17 protein-coding genes are annotated in these 17839 nt (G+C 64.2%); 16 read left to right on the top strand and 1 reads right to left on the bottom strand.

Translation table 11 applies throughout. The features are described from left to right. Positions 1-14: 14 nt before the first annotated feature. The 12 genes from rpmF (at position 15) to PSV05_RS11515 (ending at position 10283) form a co-directional block, all read left to right on the top strand. Positions 15-209, top strand: a complete 195-nt coding sequence (gene rpmF, locus PSV05_RS11570) for a 50S ribosomal protein L32 (protein WP_300065244.1) — start codon at positions 15-17, stop codon at positions 207-209. A gap of 149 nt (positions 210-358) precedes the next feature. Beyond that, positions 359-1354: a beta-ketoacyl-ACP synthase III gene (locus tag PSV05_RS11565; protein WP_300065242.1), complete on the top strand. Its 996-nt coding sequence runs from the start codon at positions 359-361 to the stop codon at positions 1352-1354. Between the two features lie 120 nt (positions 1355-1474). Beyond that, positions 1475-2440: an ACP S-malonyltransferase gene (gene fabD, locus PSV05_RS11560; RefSeq protein WP_300065240.1), complete on the top strand. Its 966-nt coding sequence runs from the start codon at positions 1475-1477 to the stop codon at positions 2438-2440. Further along, positions 2437-3213: a 3-oxoacyl-ACP reductase FabG gene (fabG, locus tag PSV05_RS11555; RefSeq protein ID WP_300065238.1), complete on the top strand. Its 777-nt coding sequence runs from the start codon at positions 2437-2439 to the stop codon at positions 3211-3213. The genes fabD and fabG overlap by 4 nt, the downstream gene beginning before the upstream one ends. A gap of 123 nt (positions 3214-3336) precedes the next feature. Continuing rightward, positions 3337-3576: an acyl carrier protein gene (gene acpP, locus PSV05_RS11550; protein ID WP_300065236.1), complete on the top strand. Its 240-nt coding sequence runs from the start codon at positions 3337-3339 to the stop codon at positions 3574-3576. A gap of 133 nt (positions 3577-3709) precedes the next feature. Next, a complete protein-coding gene (gene fabF, locus PSV05_RS11545) occupies positions 3710-4948 on the top strand; it encodes a beta-ketoacyl-ACP synthase II (RefSeq protein ID WP_300065234.1) in 1239 nt (412 codons plus the stop codon). Positions 4949-5006: 58 nt separating this feature from the next. Next, on the top strand, positions 5007-6377 hold the full coding sequence (locus PSV05_RS11540; RefSeq protein WP_300065232.1) for an aminodeoxychorismate synthase component I: 1371 nt from the start codon (positions 5007-5009) through the stop codon (positions 6375-6377). After that, entirely contained in the window at positions 6374-7195 is an 822-nt protein-coding gene (gene pabC / locus PSV05_RS11535) for an aminodeoxychorismate lyase (protein ID WP_300065230.1), read from the top strand. Before PSV05_RS11540 ends, pabC begins: the two co-directional genes overlap by 4 nt. Beyond that, complete coding sequence (mltG, locus tag PSV05_RS11530) at positions 7192-8259, top strand: endolytic transglycosylase MltG (RefSeq protein ID WP_300065228.1); 1068 nt, start codon at positions 7192-7194, stop codon at positions 8257-8259. The genes pabC and mltG overlap by 4 nt, the downstream gene beginning before the upstream one ends. After that, complete coding sequence (gene tmk, locus PSV05_RS11525; RefSeq protein WP_300065226.1) at positions 8259-8906, top strand: dTMP kinase; 648 nt, start codon at positions 8259-8261, stop codon at positions 8904-8906. The genes mltG and tmk overlap by 1 nt, the downstream gene beginning before the upstream one ends. A 2-nt stretch (positions 8907-8908) precedes the next feature. Continuing rightward, on the top strand, positions 8909-9907 hold the full coding sequence (locus tag PSV05_RS11520; protein ID WP_300065500.1) for a DNA polymerase III subunit delta': 999 nt from the start codon (positions 8909-8911) through the stop codon (positions 9905-9907). 10 nt (positions 9908-9917) lie between these two features. After that, positions 9918-10283 carry a PilZ domain-containing protein gene (locus PSV05_RS11515; RefSeq protein WP_300065224.1) on the top strand — a complete coding sequence of 122 codons (366 nt, stop codon included), beginning with the start codon at positions 9918-9920 and terminating at the stop codon, positions 10281-10283. 79 nt (positions 10284-10362) lie between these two features. On the opposite strand, the gene PSV05_RS11510 is transcribed toward PSV05_RS11515, so the two are convergent. Further along, complete coding sequence (locus PSV05_RS11510; protein WP_300065222.1) at positions 10363-12465, bottom strand: 3-hydroxyacyl-CoA dehydrogenase NAD-binding domain-containing protein; 2103 nt, start codon at positions 12463-12465, stop codon at positions 10363-10365. Positions 12466-12627: 162 nt separating this feature from the next. Here PSV05_RS11510 and rpoE point away from each other — a divergent pair, with 162 nt between their 5' ends. From rpoE to lepA, 4 genes are all read left to right on the top strand, one after another. Then, a complete protein-coding gene (gene rpoE, locus PSV05_RS11505; protein WP_300065220.1) occupies positions 12628-13245 on the top strand; it encodes an RNA polymerase sigma factor RpoE in 618 nt (205 codons plus the stop codon). Between the two features lie 29 nt (positions 13246-13274). Further along, positions 13275-14243, top strand: coding sequence for a sigma-E factor negative regulatory protein (locus PSV05_RS11500; RefSeq protein WP_300065218.1), 969 nt, complete (start codon positions 13275-13277; stop codon positions 14241-14243). A gap of 103 nt (positions 14244-14346) precedes the next feature. Continuing rightward, entirely contained in the window at positions 14347-15894 is a 1548-nt protein-coding gene (locus PSV05_RS11495; protein ID WP_300065216.1) for a DegQ family serine endoprotease, read from the top strand. Between the two features lie 150 nt (positions 15895-16044). Continuing rightward, a complete protein-coding gene (lepA, locus tag PSV05_RS11490; RefSeq protein ID WP_300065498.1) occupies positions 16045-17838 on the top strand; it encodes a translation elongation factor 4 in 1794 nt (597 codons plus the stop codon). Position 17839 lies beyond the last annotated feature (1 nt).

Raw genomic sequence — 17839 nt, 5'->3', positions numbered from 1 at the left:
TTTGGAGTTGCACGATGGCTGTCCAGAAGTCCCGCGTTTCCCCGTCCCGCCGTGGCATGCGCCGCGCCCATGACGCCCTGTCCGCCAAGCAGTTGGCCACCGACCCGACCAGCGGCGAGATCCATGTGCGCCATCACGTGACCGCCGATGGTTACTACCGCGGCAAGCAGGTCATCGCGCCCAAGGTCAAGGTCGTCGACGAAGAGTGAGCCGCGACCGCAAGGTCGTGTGAGCTTCCATGCCCGGCCGCGCCCTTGGTGCGGCCGTTGGCATTTCTGCGTTTCGCCCAATTTTGGGCCGGCCTCGGCCCGCCCCGGCCCGCCGCGCTATGGTGGCAGGCCTGCAAGGAGCTTCCCGCATGAGCCAGTCGTCCACGTCGCCGCGCCTGTTTTCCCGAATTGCCGGTACCGGCAGCTATCTCCCGGAAAAGGTGTTGACCAACAGCGACCTGGCCACGCGGGTCGACACCAGCGACGAATGGATCACCTCGCGAACCGGCATCCGTGAACGCCATGTCGCCGCTGAAGGCGAGCTCACCAGCGACCTGTCCCTGCATGCCGCGCGTCGCGCGCTGGAAGCGGCCGGTGTGGATGCGTCCGAGATCGACCTGATCATCGTCGGCACCACTACCCCCGACCTGATCTTCCCGTCCACCGCCTGCATCCTGCAGCACAAGCTGGGCATTGCCGGTTGTCCGGCATTCGACGTCAATGCCGCGTGCTCGGGCTTCATCTACGCGCTGACCGTCGCCGACCAGTTCATCCAGTCTGGCGCCGCGAAGACCGCGCTGGTGGTGGGTGCCGAAACCCTGACCCGGATGCTCGACTGGACCGACCGTGGTACCTGCGTGCTGTTTGGCGATGGCGCGGGCGCGGTAGTGCTCAAGGCCGATACCGAAACCGGCATCCTCAGCACCCATATGCATGCCGATGGCAGCAAGAAAGAGCTGTTGTGGAACCCGGTTGGGGTGTCCACCGGCTTCAAGCCCGAAGAACACAATGCCGGCGTTCGCGTGCTGATGACCGGCAACGAAGTGTTCAAGCATGCGGTCAAGGCGCTCGACAGTGTTGTCGACGAGGCGTTGTCTGCCAATGGACTTGCACGCGAGGATCTCGACTGGCTGGTGCCGCACCAGGCCAACCTGCGCATCATCGAGGCCACCGCCAAGCGCTTGGCGATGCCGATGGATCGGGTCATCGTGACCGTCGACCGGCATGGCAACACCTCCTCCGGCTCGGTACCGTTGGCACTGGACGAAGCCGTGCGTTCCGGTCGCGTAAAGCGCGGCCAGCTGGTGTTGCTGGAAGCCTTCGGCGGAGGTTTCACCTGGGGCTCGGTGCTGCTGCGCTATTGAGCCTTGCGCCTGCTGGCGCATTCACACTTGATGCGTGCAGTCACCACATACGCGCTGGTACAGACGCGTTAGAGCAATTGCTCGTATCATGCGCATCCGTAACAGGGGCCACAGAGGCCAATGCCACGCGTGACTGATTTCAATACTTCGCCATCGCTTGCGTTTGTGTTCCCGGGGCAGGGTTCGCAGTCGGTCGGCATGCTCGCCGAGCTGTCTGAGCTGCATCCCGGCGTGCGCGCCACCTTTGAGGAAGCCTCCGAAGGTGCTGGCGTTGACCTGTGGGCGTTGTCGCAGGCCGGTCCGGAAGAACAGCTCAACCGCACCGAATACACCCAGCCGGCATTGCTCGCCGCGGGCGTGGCCGTGTGGCGTCTGTGGCAGCAGCAGGGTGGCGCGCAGCCGTCGGTACTGGCTGGACATAGTCTTGGCGAATACGCCGCGCTGGTTGCGGCGCAGGCGATCTCCTTGCGCAATGCCGCGCATCTGGTCCGCATCCGCGGCCAGCTGATGCAGGCCGCTGCGCCAGCAGGAACGGGTGCGATGGCCGCCGTGCTCGGTGCCGAAGACGCACTGGTGCTTGAGGTTTGCGAGGCGGTCTCCGCCAGCGCGGTCGTGGTGCCGGCCAATTACAACTCGCCGAGACAGATCGTGATCGGCGGCCATGCTGCGGCGGTGGATGCGGCGCTTGCCATGCTGGCTGAGCGCGGTGTGCGCAAGACAGTGAAACTTGCGGTCAGCGTGCCGTCGCATACGCCGCTGATGCGCGACGCCGCCAATCGGTTGGCCGACACCATGGCCGGCATGGATTGGAGACTGCCGGTGTTGCCGGTGGTGCAAAACGTAGACGCGCAAGTACACGACAGCATCGATGCGATTCGCGAAGCCTTGGTGCGCCAGTTGTACCTGCCGGTGCAGTGGACCGGTTGCGTGCAGGCATTGGCCGCACGTGGCATTACCCGGATCGGCGAATGCGGACCCGGCAAGGTGCTGGCAGGACTGGCCAAGCGCATCGACAAATCACTTGAAGCGCGCGCGCTGGGAAGCGTGGGCGACTTCGAAGCGGCAATCGAGGAATGGACGGCATGAGCGAGCAAGATCTGAAAGGAGCGTCTTTGCAAGGCGCATCTCTGAAAGGGGAAGTCGCACTGGTGACCGGCGCATCGCGCGGAATCGGGGCGGCGATCGCCGATGAACTGGCGGCACGCGGCGCGACAGTGATTGGGACTGCGACGTCGGATGCAGGCGCACTGGCGATTGGCGAGCGACTTGCAGCTGTCGGTGGACATGGCCGCCGCTTGCAGGTCAACGAGGCGGGTGCGATCGAGGCATTGATCGATGCCGTGTCCAGTGAATTCGGCGGAATATCAATCCTGGTCAACAACGCCGGGATCACCCGCGACAACCTGCTGCTGCGGATGAAGGAAGAGGACTGGCAGGCGATCCTGGACACCAACCTGACCAGCGTCTTCCGCAGTTCCAAGGCGGTGCTGCGCGGCATGATGAAGGCGCGCAGGGGCCGCATCGTCAACATCGCCTCGGTGGTCGGAGTCACCGGCAATGCCGGGCAGTCCAACTACGCCGCGGCCAAGGCCGGGATCATCGCGTTCAGCAAGTCGCTGGCCAAGGAGATTGGTTCGCGTGGGATTACCGTGAATGTCGTGGCGCCCGGCTTCATCGCCACCGACATGACCGCCGATCTGCCTGAGCAGGCGCGCGAGACGATGCTGGCGCAAATCGCGCTGGGTCGCCTGGGCGAGCCGGAAGACATCGCCAAGGCGGTCGCGTTCCTTGTCGGGCCGTCCGCGGCCTACATCACCGGCGAAACTCTGCACGTCAACGGCGGCATGTACATGCCGTGATGATGTCAGTAAAGAGCTTCCCGTCAACAGACCCGTCGTGGGAGCGGGCCGGAGCTTGTGCCGGCCGGCTTTCCCGTACACTACCCACCTGAAACAACCGACTCCCGGGAGGAGCAACCAAACATGAGCACCATCGAAGAGCGCGTCAAGAAAATCGTTATCGAGCAACTGGGCGTCAAGGAAGAAGACGTCACCACAAGCGCGTCGTTCGTTGACGACCTCGGTGCAGATTCGCTGGATACCGTCGAGCTGGTGATGGCGCTCGAGGAAGAGTTCGAGTGCGAGATCCCGGACGAAGATGCCGAGAAGATCACCTCCGTGCAGCAGGCGATCGATTACGTGAAGGCCCACGTCAAGGCCTGAGGCTGCTGATGGGAGGTTCGCGCCGGGGCCGCTGATGCGGCCCCGTGCGTTTGTGAGTGTGGCCGTGCAAGCACGCAACAGTTCCCGCAACCGGCCCGCAACAGATAGTTTCAGGATCAATCGAGGAGCCGTCATGTCGAAACGACGCATCGTGGTGACCGGGATGGGCATGGTTTCGCCACTGGGCAACGACCTGGCCAGCAGCTGGGACGGGATCGTCAATGGTCGTTCGGGTATCAGTATGGTCGCCGGTTTCGATGCCTCGACCTATCCGACCCGGATCGCCGGCGAAATCCGCGACTTCGATGTCACCCGGTGGGTGTCGCCGAAGGACGCCAGGAAGATGGATCACTTCATCCATTACGGCGTGGCCGCATCCTTGATGGCGATAACCGATGCCGGACTGGAAGTGACCGAGGCCAATGCCGAACGCATCGGCGCGATCCTGGGTTCCGGCATTGGCGGCATCTGGGGCATCGAGGAAACCGCGATCAAGCTGCACCAAGGCGGTGTGCGCAAGATTTCGCCGTTCTACGTGCCCAGCACGATCATCAACATGTTGCCCGGCCAGGTCAGCCTGCTGACAGGCATCAAGGGCCCGAATTTTTCCGCAGTGTCTGCTTGTGCGACCGCCAATCACAGCATCGGCATGGCGATGCGCCTGATCCAGTACGGCGATGCCGACGTGATGGTCGCCGGTGGCGCCGAACGCGGCAGCTCGCCGACCTCGATGGGCGGTTTCTGCGCGATGAAGGCGATGAGCACGCGCAATGACGACCCGCATGCGGCGTCGCGGCCATGGGATGCCGAACGCGACGGCTTCGTGCTGGGTGACGGCGCGGGCGTGCTGGTGCTGGAGGAATACGAACACGCCAAGGCCCGCGGCGCGCGCATCTATTGCGAGCTGGCCGGGTTCGGTGCATGCGCCGATGCGTACCACATGACCGCGCCCAGCGAGAACGGCGAGGGTCCGGCGCGCTGCATGACGGCTGCATTCAAAGATGCGGGCGTGAATGCCAGTGATGTCGGCTACCTCAATGCGCATGGCACCTCGACGCCACTCGGTGACCTTGCCGAAACCCTGGCGATCAAGCGCGCACTGGGCGACCATGCGTACAAGACGATGATCAGTTCGACCAAGTCGATGACTGGTCACCTGTTAGGTGCCGCCGGTGGCGTAGAGGCGATCTTCTCGGTCAAGGCACTTCAAACCGGGATCATCCCGCCGACCATCAACCTGGAAAACCCGGGCGAGGGCTGCGATCTGGACTATGTGCCGAACATCGCACGTGAGGCCAAGGTCGACGTGGTCGTGTCGAACGGCTTCGGCTTCGGTGGCACCAACGGCACGCTGGTGTTCCGGCGCATCTGACTGCTGGTCTTCCTTCCCCCGCCTGCGGGGGAAGGTGCCGCAGGCGGATGGGGGCGTGATGACCCAGACCCGAGCCCTCCCCACCGACATCGACCTGCTGGCCCTGCATCGGCTGGCACCCGGACGCTATCCGGTGCTGTTCGAGTCCAGCGCCAGCGGCGCGCACGGCCGCTGGGACATGCTACTGGCGCATGCCGGCGAACGCTTGGAATTGCAGCGCGATGGCGTGGTCCGCGGTCAGGATGGTCATGCTCATGCAGGTAAGTTCCTGGATGTGCTGGATGCGCATTGGCGTGCCCTGCGATGCGAACACGATGCCGATGCCTACTGGCCATTTCGCGGCGGTTGGGCGCTGTTCCTCGGTTATGAACTTGCCGCGCAAATAGAACCAATCCTGCATCTGCCCGCTGCCGAAGGCGGCTTGCCGGTGGCCTGCGCATTGCGTTGTCCCGCCGCCGTACTACGCGACCGGGTGAGCGGCGAATGCATCGCGATTGCCGAGGCCGACCAAGCCGGTTGGTTGGATCGCATCGAAATCGATATCGCTGCGCTGGACGATTTGTCGCCGTTGCCAGCATGGCAAGCGCCGGTCGATGTGCAGGAAGAACCACCGCAACGCTTCATCGATGGGGTGGCGCGGATTCTCGACTACCTGGCCGCAGGCGATGTCTTCCAGGTCAGCCTGTCGCGTGGCTGGCAGGTTGGTTTCGAGGCGCCGTTGCAGCCGGCAGCACTGTTCCAGCGCCTGCGCGACCACAACCCGGCACCATTCGCGGGCGTGTTCGCGGGTGGCGCTTCTGATGGAACGGGCTGGAGCGTGGTCAGCGCCTCGCCCGAGCGCCTGGTGTCGGTGCAGGGGCGCGAGGTTGCAACCCGGCCGATTGCCGGCACCCGCCCGCGTTTCGATGGTGATGACGATGCCGCGCGCATCCGTGAATTGGTCGGCCATCCCAAGGAACGCGCCGAACACGTGATGCTGATCGACCTGGAGCGCAATGACCTCGGTCGCGTCTGCACGCCGGGTAGCGTCGTGGTCGATGAGCTGATGATCGTGGAGAGTTATCCGCACGTGCACCACATCGTCAGCAATGTGCGCGGAATACTGAAAGACGATGCGACGCCCGGCGCGGTCATTGCCGCGGTGTTCCCCGGCGGCACCATTACTGGCTGTCCCAAGATCCGTTGCATGCAGATCATCGCGGAACTTGAAGGCCAGGGTCGCGGCGCCTACACCGGCGCGATGGGCTGGCTCAACCGCGACGGCGACATGGACCTCAATATCCTGATCCGCAGCGCCGAGATCGAGTCGGGCGCGCTGCGCTTCCGCAACGGCGCCGGTATCGTGATCGATTCCAATCCACGGTACGAACTCGATGAAACCCGAGCCAAGGCGCGCGGCATGTTGCATGCACTCGGGGTGGCTGGATGAAGGCACGCATCTTCATCGGCGAAACTACCGTCGATGTGATTCCCGCGGATGATCGCGGTTTGGCCTATGGCGATGGCGTGTTCGAGACCATGCGCGTGCACGCGAGCATGCTGCCGCTGTGGCCGCGGCATCGCAAGCGACTGATGCTTGGCGCTCAGCAACTTGGATTGGCGTTGCCGCGGATCAATGTCATCGAAGCGCACATCAGCGAGGCCATCGCAGGCGTTGATGCAGGCGTGCTGAAGCTGCTGGTCACCCGCGGCAGCGGTGGCCGTGGATATGCGCCGCCAGCAGATCCGGTTTCGATGTGGATGCTGACATTGCACCCATTGCCATCGACATCATCGATTGGCTTACGCCTGCATTGCTGCCAGATCCGGCTGGCCGCGCAGCCGGCGCTGGCCGGAATCAAGCATTGCAACCGCCTTGAACAGGTGTTGGCGCGGGCCGAGTGTGATCAGGCGGGTTGCGACGAAGGCCTGATGCTGAGTACTGCGGGCGATGTGGTCTGCGCGACCGCTGCGAACCTTCTGATTCTGCGCGAGGGCCGCTGGACCACGCCGCCGGTTGAAGCAAGTGGCGTTGCCGGCGTATGCCGCGGCTGGCTGATCGAGCAGGGTCTGGTCGCGATCGGCATGCTGACGCCACACGAGGTCGAAACCGCTGACGCGTTGGCCCTGTGCAATGCGCTGCGCGGTATCCTGCCGGTGTCGTCGCTGGGTACGCATGAGTACCACCAGCATCCGGCTGTGGCGGCGCTGCAGACGCAGTTGGCCGCGGCATTTCCCATGTTCCAGGTGCACAAGGAGGTTGCGTGAGCCGTCGTTCTCCCCGGGCCTCTGGCGGCGCGTTGAAACGCATCCTTTGGCTGCTGTTGATCGCCGCAATCGTGGCGGGTGCCTGGACATGGCAGCGCTACCAGGGCTTTGCCAATGCTCCGCTGGTTGGTATCGAAGCCGGCGATCACCTGCTGGTGGCGCGTGGCGATTCGCTGGATTCGGTGTTGCGCAAGCTGCAGGCCGAGGGTGTGCGCACGGGTGAGTTGCTGCAGTGGAAGCTGCTCGCCCGCAAGCTGGGTGCGGCCGGAAAATTGCAGGTCGGCGAATACGCGCTGGAGCCCGGCATCGACCCCGAGCAATTGCTGCTGGCGATGCGCGACGGCAAGGTCGTGCGGCGCAAGTTCACCATTGTCGAGGGTTGGAACATCCGCGACCTGCGCGCGGCGCTGGCCAAGGTCGAGCTGCTCGAACATGCATCCAGGGACATGGACGATGCCGCCTTGATGCGCGCGCTCGACCATGCCGACCAGCATCCCGAGGGTCGTTTCCTGCCGGAGACCTATGCCTGGGTACGCGGAGACAGCGACCTGGACGTGTTGCGGCGTGCATGGCAGGCGATGGACAAGGCCTTGGATGCGGCGTGGACATCGCGTGCGGACGGCCTGCCACTGAACTCGAAGGACGAGCTGCTGACGCTTGCCTCGATCATCGAGAAGGAAACCGGGATTGCAGAAGAACGCCCCGCGATCGCCGGGGTGTTCGAGCGCAGGATGAAGGTCGGCATGCGCCTGCAGACCGACCCGACCGTGATCTACGGCATGGGCAGCGCTTATGCCGGGAATATACGGCGCAGCGACCTCACCACCGATACGCCCTACAACACCTATACCCGCGACGGCCTGCCGCCGACGCCCATCGCGATGCCTGGCGCCGCCGCATTGCGTGCCGCTACCCATCCGGCAGATGGCGATGCGTTGTACTTCGTCGCAGTCGGCGATGGCAGCGGCCACCATGTATTCACCCGTTCGCTGGCCGAGCACCAGGTCGCGGTGCGTGACTACCTGCAGCGCTATCGCGCGCAGCAACAGGCGGTGCCGAAGTGATGCCAGCAGGGCTCACCATCGAACCACGATTGATCACCCTGGAAGGCGGCGAGGGCGCCGGCAAGAGCACCGTGCTTGCGGCGCTGCGCGATGCGCTGCTCGCCGATGGTTGCGAAGTGGTGAGCACGCGCGAACCCGGCGGCACGCCATTGGCCGAACGCATCCGCGAATTGCTGCTGGATCCCTCGCACGAGGCCGCATCGCCGGAAACCGAATTGCTGCTGATGTTCGCCTCGCGCGCGCAGCACGTGGCCGAACGCATCCTGCCCGCGTTGCGACGCGGGGCATGGGTGATCAGCGACCGTTTCACCGACTCCAGCCACGCCTATCAGGGCGCAGGCCGTGGGTTGGATGGCGCGTTCATCGAGGACCTCGAACGCCGCGTTGTCGGCATCGAACCCGGCCTGACGCTGTTGCTGGATCTTGGCATCGCCCATGGCCGGGAACGCGCCCGTGGCCGCGACCTTTTGCCGGACCGGATCGAACGCGAGCGCGATGAATTCTTCGAGCGCGTGCGTGGCGGGTTCCTGGCGCGCGCGGCGGAGCATTCAGGGCGGTTCCGGGTGATCGATGCCAGTCCTGTCGCAAGCGTGGTGGCGGCCACGGCAGTTTCCGCGCTTACGCAGTATCGCGAGGACATGGCGTGAGCCTGTTGCCCGCACTGAGTCCCTGGCAGCAACGCGCCTACCAGCATGCCGCCGCGGCGCTGGCCGGTAGGCAGATGGGTCATGCGACCTTGGTGGTCGGGCCGGAGCGCATCGGCAAGCGGGTGCTGGCCGAGCATCTAGCGCGTCGCGTGCTGTGCCTGTCGCCGCTGGTGGATGGCGAGGCCTGTGGCAGCTGTCGCAGTTGCACGCTGTTTGCCTCGCGATCGCAATACGACCCACTGGAAACCCGCCCGGATGGCACGCCTTCGCAGCCGTGGGGGCATAGCGCGCATCCCGACCTGATGTTCATCGGCTACGAGATCAACCAGAAAACCGGCAAGCCGCGTGCAGAACTGGTGATTGAGCAGGTGCGCTCGCTGTCGGAAAAACTCACGCTGACGCCGCGCATGGGCGAGACCCTGGTGGCGATCGTCGATCCGGCCGATGCGATCAACTACAACGCGTTCAATGCGCTGCTCAAGACCCTCGAAGAACCGCAGCCAGGCCGTTACCTGTGGTTGCTGTCGAGCAATCCGGCGCGTCTGCCGGCGACCATCCGCAGCCGCTGTCAACGGCTGGAACTGCGCCTGCCGCCGCGCGCGGAAGCGTTGGACTGGCTGGCTGCACGCGGGCATTCGAGCGCCATCGCCAGTGAAGCGCTGGACGCGGCGCGTGGGCATCCCGGATTGGCCGATGCCTGGATTGCCAGTGATGGCATGACGTTGCGCCGCAGCGTCCGCCAGGACGCCGAGGCCTTGCAGCGCGGACAGGCCGCGCCGGTCGAACTGGCACAGCGCTGGGTAGCCGATGGCCGCACGGATGAGCGCCTGCGCCATCTCGCCGAGCTGGCCTTGCACGATGCGGCGGGCTTGACCGATCCGGCCCGAACCCGCACGCTGGCTGCGCGTTTTGATGCTGCCAATCGCACGCGGAACCTGCTGCGCACCACTGTGCGCGCGGACTTGGCGGTGGCGGAAACTTTGCTGGGGTGGTGCAGATGAAGGGGACGGCATGAGCGGACCAACAGGCGCAGGCGGCGCACGGCAAGGCATCCTGTCGCTGGTGGTGAAGGACAAGGGCGCGCTGTACAACGCCTACATGCCTTTCATCAAGCAGGGTGGCGTCTTCGTGCCGACCACGCGCCGCTATTTCATCGGCGATGAAGTGTTCCTGCTGCTGACCCTGCCTGATTCCTCCGAACGCCTGCCGGTGGCGGGGCGGGTGTGCTGGGTGACGCCGCCCGGTGCGCAGGGCAACCGCGTCGCTGGCATCGGCGTGCAGTTCGCCGATACCGCCGAAGGCGAACAGGTGCGCAGCAAGATCGAGACTACGCTTGCCGGTGCCATGAATGCGGACCAGCCGACGCAGACGATGTGATGTCGGTCTGAGTCTTGCAAGTGGCGACTAGGTTCGGCCATCCGGGCCTCACCAAGTCGCTCCTGCCCTTCGCATCCTGCTACGGGCGGCCCTCGGCATGCGAGGCAGTGCCTCGCAGCAATGCCTCGTTGCCCCAGCCCGGTCGCGGCGCGAAGCGGTCGCCATGCGCGGCCTGCAGTGCCTTCAGTCGCGCAAGCAGCACTTCGGCGCCGGTCTCGCGGATGTACTGGATCGGGCCGCCGCGGAACGGGGCGAAACCGGTGCCAAAGATTACCCCGGCATCCAGCAGTTCGGCATCGGCAACCACGCCATCGTGCAGGCAGGCCACCGCTTCGTTGAGCAGGGGCAGGATCAGGCGATCCTGCAGGTCCTCGGGCGTCTTGTAGTTGGCCGGCATCTCGGGCTTTTGTGGCTTGCCGTTTTCCCAGCGGTACACGCCCTGGCCATCTTTCTTGCCACGCTTGCCTTGCTCCGGTGGGCTCTGCAGGGCAGCCGGGATCGGCAGGCCGAGGAACGGCGCAAGTTCGCCGCCCACACCTGAGGCCACATCCAGGCCCACGGTATCGACCAGCTCGATCGGCCCCATCGGCATGCCGAACGCTACTGCGGCCTTGTCGATCGCCGGTCCGGGAATGCCTTCGGCATAGGCGGTCATCGCTTCCAGCATGTACGGGAACAGCACGCGATTGACCAGGAAGCCGGGCGTGCCGGCGACCGGCACCGGCAGCTTGTCCAGCTTCTTGCAAAACGCGGCCAGCCGCTGCTGGGTCTCGGCGGCCATGCTGTCGTGGTGGATGATTTCCACCAGCGGCATCAGCGCGACGGGGTTGAAGTAGTGCAGGCCGGCGAACTGCATGGGCCGGGCAATGTGGCCACTTAATTCGGTCAGCGGAATCGACGATGTATTGCTGGTCAACAATGCATCGGCCTTCATCCGTGGCTCGACGTCGGCATATAGGTCGCGCTTGGCTTGCGCCTGTTCAATGATGGCCTCGATCACAAGATCTGCTTCGGCAATCCCGTCACCGGCAAGGTCCGATTTCAGTCGCGCAGCCACCGCCGGGCGTTTGGCATCGTCCTTCACCTTCTTGGTGAAAAAGGCCTGCGCGCGGGTCAGTGCGGCATCGATGAAGCGCTGCTCGCGATCTTGCAACGTCACCTCGAAGCCCTTGTAGGCCGACCAGGCAGCGATGTCGCCGCCCATCACGCCGGCGCCGATTACATGCACGTGCTGGATGGCCGGCCCCGAGTATTTACCGCCGATGCCCTTGAGTCGCTCCTGCAGGAAGAACACCCGGATCAGGTTGCGCGCGGTCGGCGTGGCCGACAGTTTCACCACCGAGCGGCGTTCTGCGGACAGCCGCGACTGGATGCTGCCGCTGCTGCGCCGCCAGGTCTCGATCAAGCTGTAAGGGGCCGGGTAATGCGCCTTGCGGGCCTTGCGCGCGACCTGCTTGACCAGCATCGGGGCCAATATCTGCCGCGCCAGCCAGGTATTGGTGGCCCATGCGGTCACGCGCTGCTTGAACGGGCGTTGCGTGCCGCGCTTGACCAGCTCGATCGCGGCATCGACGAGTACTGCTGGTTCGGCGACCTTGTCGACCAGGCCAATCGCGCGTGCTGCGCTGGCCGAGAGGGTCCTGCCGGTCAGCATCATGTCGAACGCGGCTGGCGCGCCGACCAGCCGTGGCAGGCGCACGCTGCCGCCCCAGCCCGGATAGATGCCGAGTTTCACTTCCGGCAGGCCGATCCGGGTCGATGGATCGTTCGACGCCACTCGATAGCGGCAGGCCAGTGACAACTCTGTTCCACCACCCATGCAGAAACCATGGATCGCCGCGACCGTGGGGCAGCGCAGCTGGGACAGGCGCTGGAAGACTTGCTGGCCGCGGCGGATCGCGTCGTCGGTGGTGCCGCGCGCGTCGAACTCGCGGAATTCGCGGATGTCGGCACCAGCGATGAAGCCGCTGGGCTTGAGTGAGCGGATCACCACGCCCTTGGGCGGATCCAGGCTGATGCGTTCCAGTATTGCGTCTAGCTCCAGCAAGACGTTTTGCGCCAGTGCGTTCACCGATTCGCCGGCCCGGTCCAGGCCGATCACCAGGATGCCATCCTCGCGTGGCTCTACTTGCCAGTGCTGGAAACGGAGCCCGTCGAAACTGTTTGCAAAGGAGTCGACCATAAACTTGCGATCCAGACAAAAGTTACGGCTATCGTAGCCCGCCAGCACTTGAATGCTTGTCTAATCGCCTTCACTCAAATCCAGTGCCGAGGAACTTTTGTGGCGCACCATTGTCACAACGTCCGGAACGCACCGGGCCCACCTTTGAGGCATCGGCGCGAAATGGCAGAGGATGACGTGTCGCAAGCGCTGGATCAGGATCTCGTCGCCCGCGTGCAACGCGGTGATAGCGCTGCCTTCGATCTGCTGGTGCGCAAGTACCAGCATCGGGTCGGTGCATTGATTTCGCGCTATATCCACGACTGGAGCGAAGTCCAGGACGTGGCCCAAGACACGTTTATTCGCGCTTATCGCGCGATTGGCGGTTTTCGTGGCGATGCGCAGTTCTCGACGTGGCTGCACCGGATCGCGGTGAACACAGCCAAGAACCACCTTGTGGCTGGCAACCGGCGGCCGCCAACCGACGACATCGAGATTGAGGATGCCGAGCAGTTCGAATCCGGCCTGCGTCTGCGCGACAACGACACCCCAGAACGCGAACTGATGCGCCAGCAATTGGAACAAACCGTGCTGCGTGCGGTCGAAGAACTGCCGCAGGAGCTGCGCGAGGCGATCACCTTCCGCGAAGTGGAAGGAATGAGTTACGAGGAGATCGCCGAACGCATGAACTGCCCGATCGGCACCGTGCGTTCGCGCATCTTCAGGGCCCGCGAGGCCATCGACGAGCGCATGAAACCGCTTCTGGAAAACGACAACGTCCGCAACCGAGCACAGGCATGAAGACCGCAGGTATTAGTGGAGAGATGGCCATGGATGCAACCGACCTGACCCAACTGAGCAGCCGCGAACAGCTGTCCGCGTTGATGGATGGCGCGCTGCCCGCGGACGAGACCCGTTTCCTGCTGCGTCGGCTGCAGCACGATGATTCCCTGGCGGAATGCTGGGAACGATGGCGATTGTCCGCGGAAGTGATGCGCGGGCTCGCCCCGGCGCAGCGATTGCCGGCGGATTTCGCGTCGCGCGTGGCCGCTTCGCTGCGTGGCGAAGACCAGCATGGCGGAGCAAGGGTCGAAACGGTTACAACCAGCAAGCACACGGTGCGTACACCGGCCTGGTTGCGCTGGGGCGGTGGAGCGGCGATGGCGGCCTCGCTGGCGGTCGTTGCTTTCATGACTCAACCGGTTGCATTGGAATCGCCCGGCAACCTGCCAGATAGCACTGTGGTAGCTGTCATCGATACTGCGCCGTCGCTTGCAAGCGACGCCGCCGCTCTTTCAAAGGTGCCAGCACCCAAGGCGCCTGCGCCGCAGGCCCCCGCGCAGAATCCGGCCGGCGCCAGCCTCGAATCGCAGACTGCGGCGCTGGCATCCGCCGTCGCTGCCATAGCCCGTCCCGCGCGCAACAACCGCCGTGGCAATCAGGCCAACGCGATGCAGGCAGCTTCAATGTTGACCGCAGCGAACGATAAGCAACCCATCGACGCCGGAATTGCCGCCGCCAGCAACATCCCGTCGTTGCTGCCGCAGGCCGACATCATCACTCGTCCGTGGCCTCGCTCGGTATTTCCGCACGATGGCAACACCGGCATCACGGTCGGCTTCGGCGACAGTGCCCGCAACGCAGCGCCGTATAACCCGTTCCAGGTGCGCAGGGGCATCGGCAACCTGCCACCGGTGTTGCTCGGACAGCCCAACCGGCAGGATGCAACGCCGCCCGCGGACAATCGCGAAGGCAACAGTACAGATGGCGTTGCCGAAAATGAGTTGCCGCAGTCCTGATCGCCGTACTGCAGGTTCCATCGACATTCGCACTCTGAATTCCGCGCTTCAAACTTCGCGTTTCAAACTCACACACCCCACAGCAAACGAGGATTCGTCCACGATGCCTGCCGCCACGCGCACGTCTGTATTTCGCCCCGTCGTCCTTTCCACCGCGCTCGCACTGATCATTGGTGGCGGCGTGGGTTGGTATTCCTCCTCGGCAGCTGCGCAACCGCCGCAACAGGCGATGTCGCCAGCACCGCAACTGGTGGTCGGCTTGCCCGATTTCACCCGCCTGGTTGATGAAGTCGGTCCGGCGGTAGTCAGCGTCGAAGCCGAAATCGGCAGCAAGCCGCAGGTTGCGCAACAGCGTGGGCAATCCCCGCAGATACCGGACGAGGACCAGATCCCGGAATTCTTCCGGCGTTTCTTTGGTCCCGGTGGCATGCCCGGTCAGCCTGGCCAGCAGCAGGAGAGGCCACGCGGTGTCTCGCAGGGCACCGGCTTCATCATTTCCAGCGATGGCTACGTGCTGACCAATCATCACGTGGTCGACGGCGCCGATACCGTGCGGATTCGTCTTGCCGATCGTCGCGAGTTCACCGCCAAGGTCGTGGGTAGTGACGAGCAGTCCGACGTCGCCCTGCTCAAGATCGCGGCGACTGGCTTGCCAACCCTGCGCATCGGCGACTCCAAGACCTTGAAGTCCGGCCAGTGGGTGGTGGCGATCGGTTCGCCGTTCGGGCTGGACCATTCGGTGACCGCCGGCATCGTGAGTGCAGTTGGCCGCGCCAATCCCTATGCCGACCAGCGCTACGTGCCCTTCATCCAGACCGATGTGGCGATCAATCGTGGCAATTCTGGCGGTCCCTTGCTGGACACGCGCGGTCAGGTGGTCGGGATCAATTCACAGATCTTCAGCAATTCCGGCGGGTATCAGGGTGTCAGCTTCGCGATCCCGATCGATGTGGCGATGAATGCGGTGCAGCAGCTCAAGGCGACTGGCAAGGTGACCCGGGGGCAACTGGGCGTGCAGATCCAGGCGATAAGTCGCGACAATGCAAAAGCGCTTGGTCTGGCCGATGCGCGTGGTGCGCTGGTCGCAAGGGTCGAACCCGGTAGCTCGGCGCAGAAGGCCGGCATCCAGCAGATGGACGTCATCAGCCGCGTCAATGGCGAGCCGATCAACGATTCCAGCGACCTGCCGCCGATCATCGGTGCGATGACGCCTGGTACCAAGGTTACCTTGGAGTTTATCCGCGACGGCAAGCCGCGCACGGTCACCGCCGTGCTCAACCAGCTCGATGAGCGCGCGGCGACTGCGTCCATGGGCGATAAAGGCGACAACGACACCAGTCCAGGTCCGGCGGCCGCAGCCCAAGCCAATGCGCTTGGCATTGTCGGCGAGAACCTGGATGGCGCCCAACGCCGCCAGCTGGGCCTGCAGGCAGGCGAGGGCGTGCTGATTGCACGGGTGGAAGGCATGTCCGCGCGCGAAGCCGGTCTGCGCCCGGGCGACGTGATCCTGGCAGTGGGCCGCAAGGATGTCGGTAGCGCCGATGCCTTGAATGCGCAGCTGCGTGGGGCCAAGGCTGGCCAGACGGTCATGCTGCTGGCGCGGCGTGGCGGCAGCACCCAATACGTCACCGTCACTCCGGCGCAGCACTGATCGGTGCGAGGCTGAGCGACGCACGCTTGCAGGACGAGGTCCAATGGAAGCGGTCATGGGGTGCTGTGCGATAATCCGCCGTTTACCCCCACGGCCGTGTTCCTTCGGCCCACTCGACCGAAGCAGCCCCAGTCCATGCAGCACGACGCCATGCGGTTCATCCGCAATTTCTCGATCATCGCCCACATCGACCACGGCAAGTCGACCTTGGCTGACCGCATCATCCAGTTGTGCGGCGGCCTGCAGGATCGTGAGATGGAAGCGCAGGTGCTGGACAGCAATCCGATCGAGCGCGAGCGCGGCATCACCATCAAGGCGCAGTCGGTGTCCTTGCCGTATACGGCGAAAGATGGCGTGACCTACCAGCTCAATTTCATCGACACGCCCGGCCATGTCGACTTCAGTTACGAGGTCAGCCGCTCGCTGGCAGCCTGCGAAGGCGCGCTGCTGGTGGTCGATGCCGCCCAGGGCGTGGAAGCGCAATCGGTGGCCAACTGCTACACCGCGGTGGAGCAAGGCCTGGAAGTGGTGCCGGTGCTGAACAAGATCGACTTGCCGACCGCCGACATCGACAAGGTCAAGGAAGAGATCGAAGCGGTGATCGGCATCGATGCCGAGGATGCAGTGGCGATCAGCGCCAAGACCGGCCTGAATGTGATCGACGTGCTGGAAGCCATCGTCAAGCGCATCCCGCCGCCGAAGCCGCGCGATACCGACAAGCTGCAGGCACTGATCATCGATTCCTGGTTCGACAACTACCTTGGCGTGGTCTCGCTGGTGCGGGTCATGCAGGGCGAGATCAAGCCAGGCGACAAGATCCTGGTGATGTCCACCGGACGTTGGCACCTGGTCGACAAGGTTGGCGTGTTCACCCCCAAGCGCAAGGACCTGGCCAAGCTCGGTGCTGGCGAGGTCGGTTGGGTCAATGCCTCGATCAAGGACGTGCATGGCGCGCCGGTCGGCGACACGCTTACATTGGCATCGGATCCCGCGCCGCATGCACTGCCCGGATTCCAGGAAATGCAGCCGCGCGTGTTCGCTGGTCTTTTTCCGGTCGATGCCGAGGACTACCCGGACCTGCGCGAGGCGCTGGACAAGCTGCGCCTGAATGATGCCGCGCTGCGCTTCGAGCCGGAAAGTTCCGAGGCGATGGGTTTCGGCTTCCGCTGCGGCTTTCTCGGCATGCTGCACATGGAGATCGTGCAGGAGCGGCTGGAACGCGAGTACGACCTGAACCTGATCAGTACCGCGCCGACGGTGGTCTACGAGGTGCTCAAGACCGATGGCAGCATCGTGTCGATGGACAACCCGGCCAAGCTGCCGCCGATCAACCAGGTGCAGGAAATCCGTGAGCCGATCATCCGCGCGAATATCCTCACCCCGCCGGACTACATCGGCAACGTGATCAAGCTGTGCGAGGACAAGCGCGGCATCCAGGTCGGGATCACCTACATGGCCAGCCAGGTCCAGGTCAGCTATGAGCTGCCGATGGCCGAGGTGGTGCTGGACTTCTTCGACCGCCTGAAATCGGTCAGCCGCGGCTACGCCTCGCTGGATTACCACTTCCTGCGCTTCGAGGCTGGCCCCTTCGTGCGCGTGGATACGTTGATCAATGGCGACAAGGTCGATGCGTTGTCGCTCATCGTCCACCGTTCGCATGCAGATCGCCGTGGCCGCGAGCTCACCGAGAAGATGAAGGAACTGATCCCGAGGCAGATGTTCGACGTTGCGATCCAGGCCGCGATCGGTGCTCAGGTGATCGCCCGCACCACGGTCAAAGCCATGCGCAAGAACGTGCTGGCCAAGTGCTACGGTGGCGATGCTTCGCGCAAGAAGAAGCTGTTGGAGAAGCAGAAGGCAGGCAAGAAGCGGATGAAGCAGGTGGGCAACGTGGAGATCCCGCAGGAAGCATTCCTCGCCGTGCTGCAGATGGACAACAAGTGAT

The sequence above is a fragment of the Thermomonas sp. genome (assembly GCF_029945965.1).
GTDB lineage: Bacteria > Pseudomonadota > Gammaproteobacteria > Xanthomonadales > Xanthomonadaceae > Thermomonas.
The sequence above is the reverse complement of the archived record's forward strand: the minus strand, read 5'-3'. Positions and strand labels throughout refer to the sequence as shown.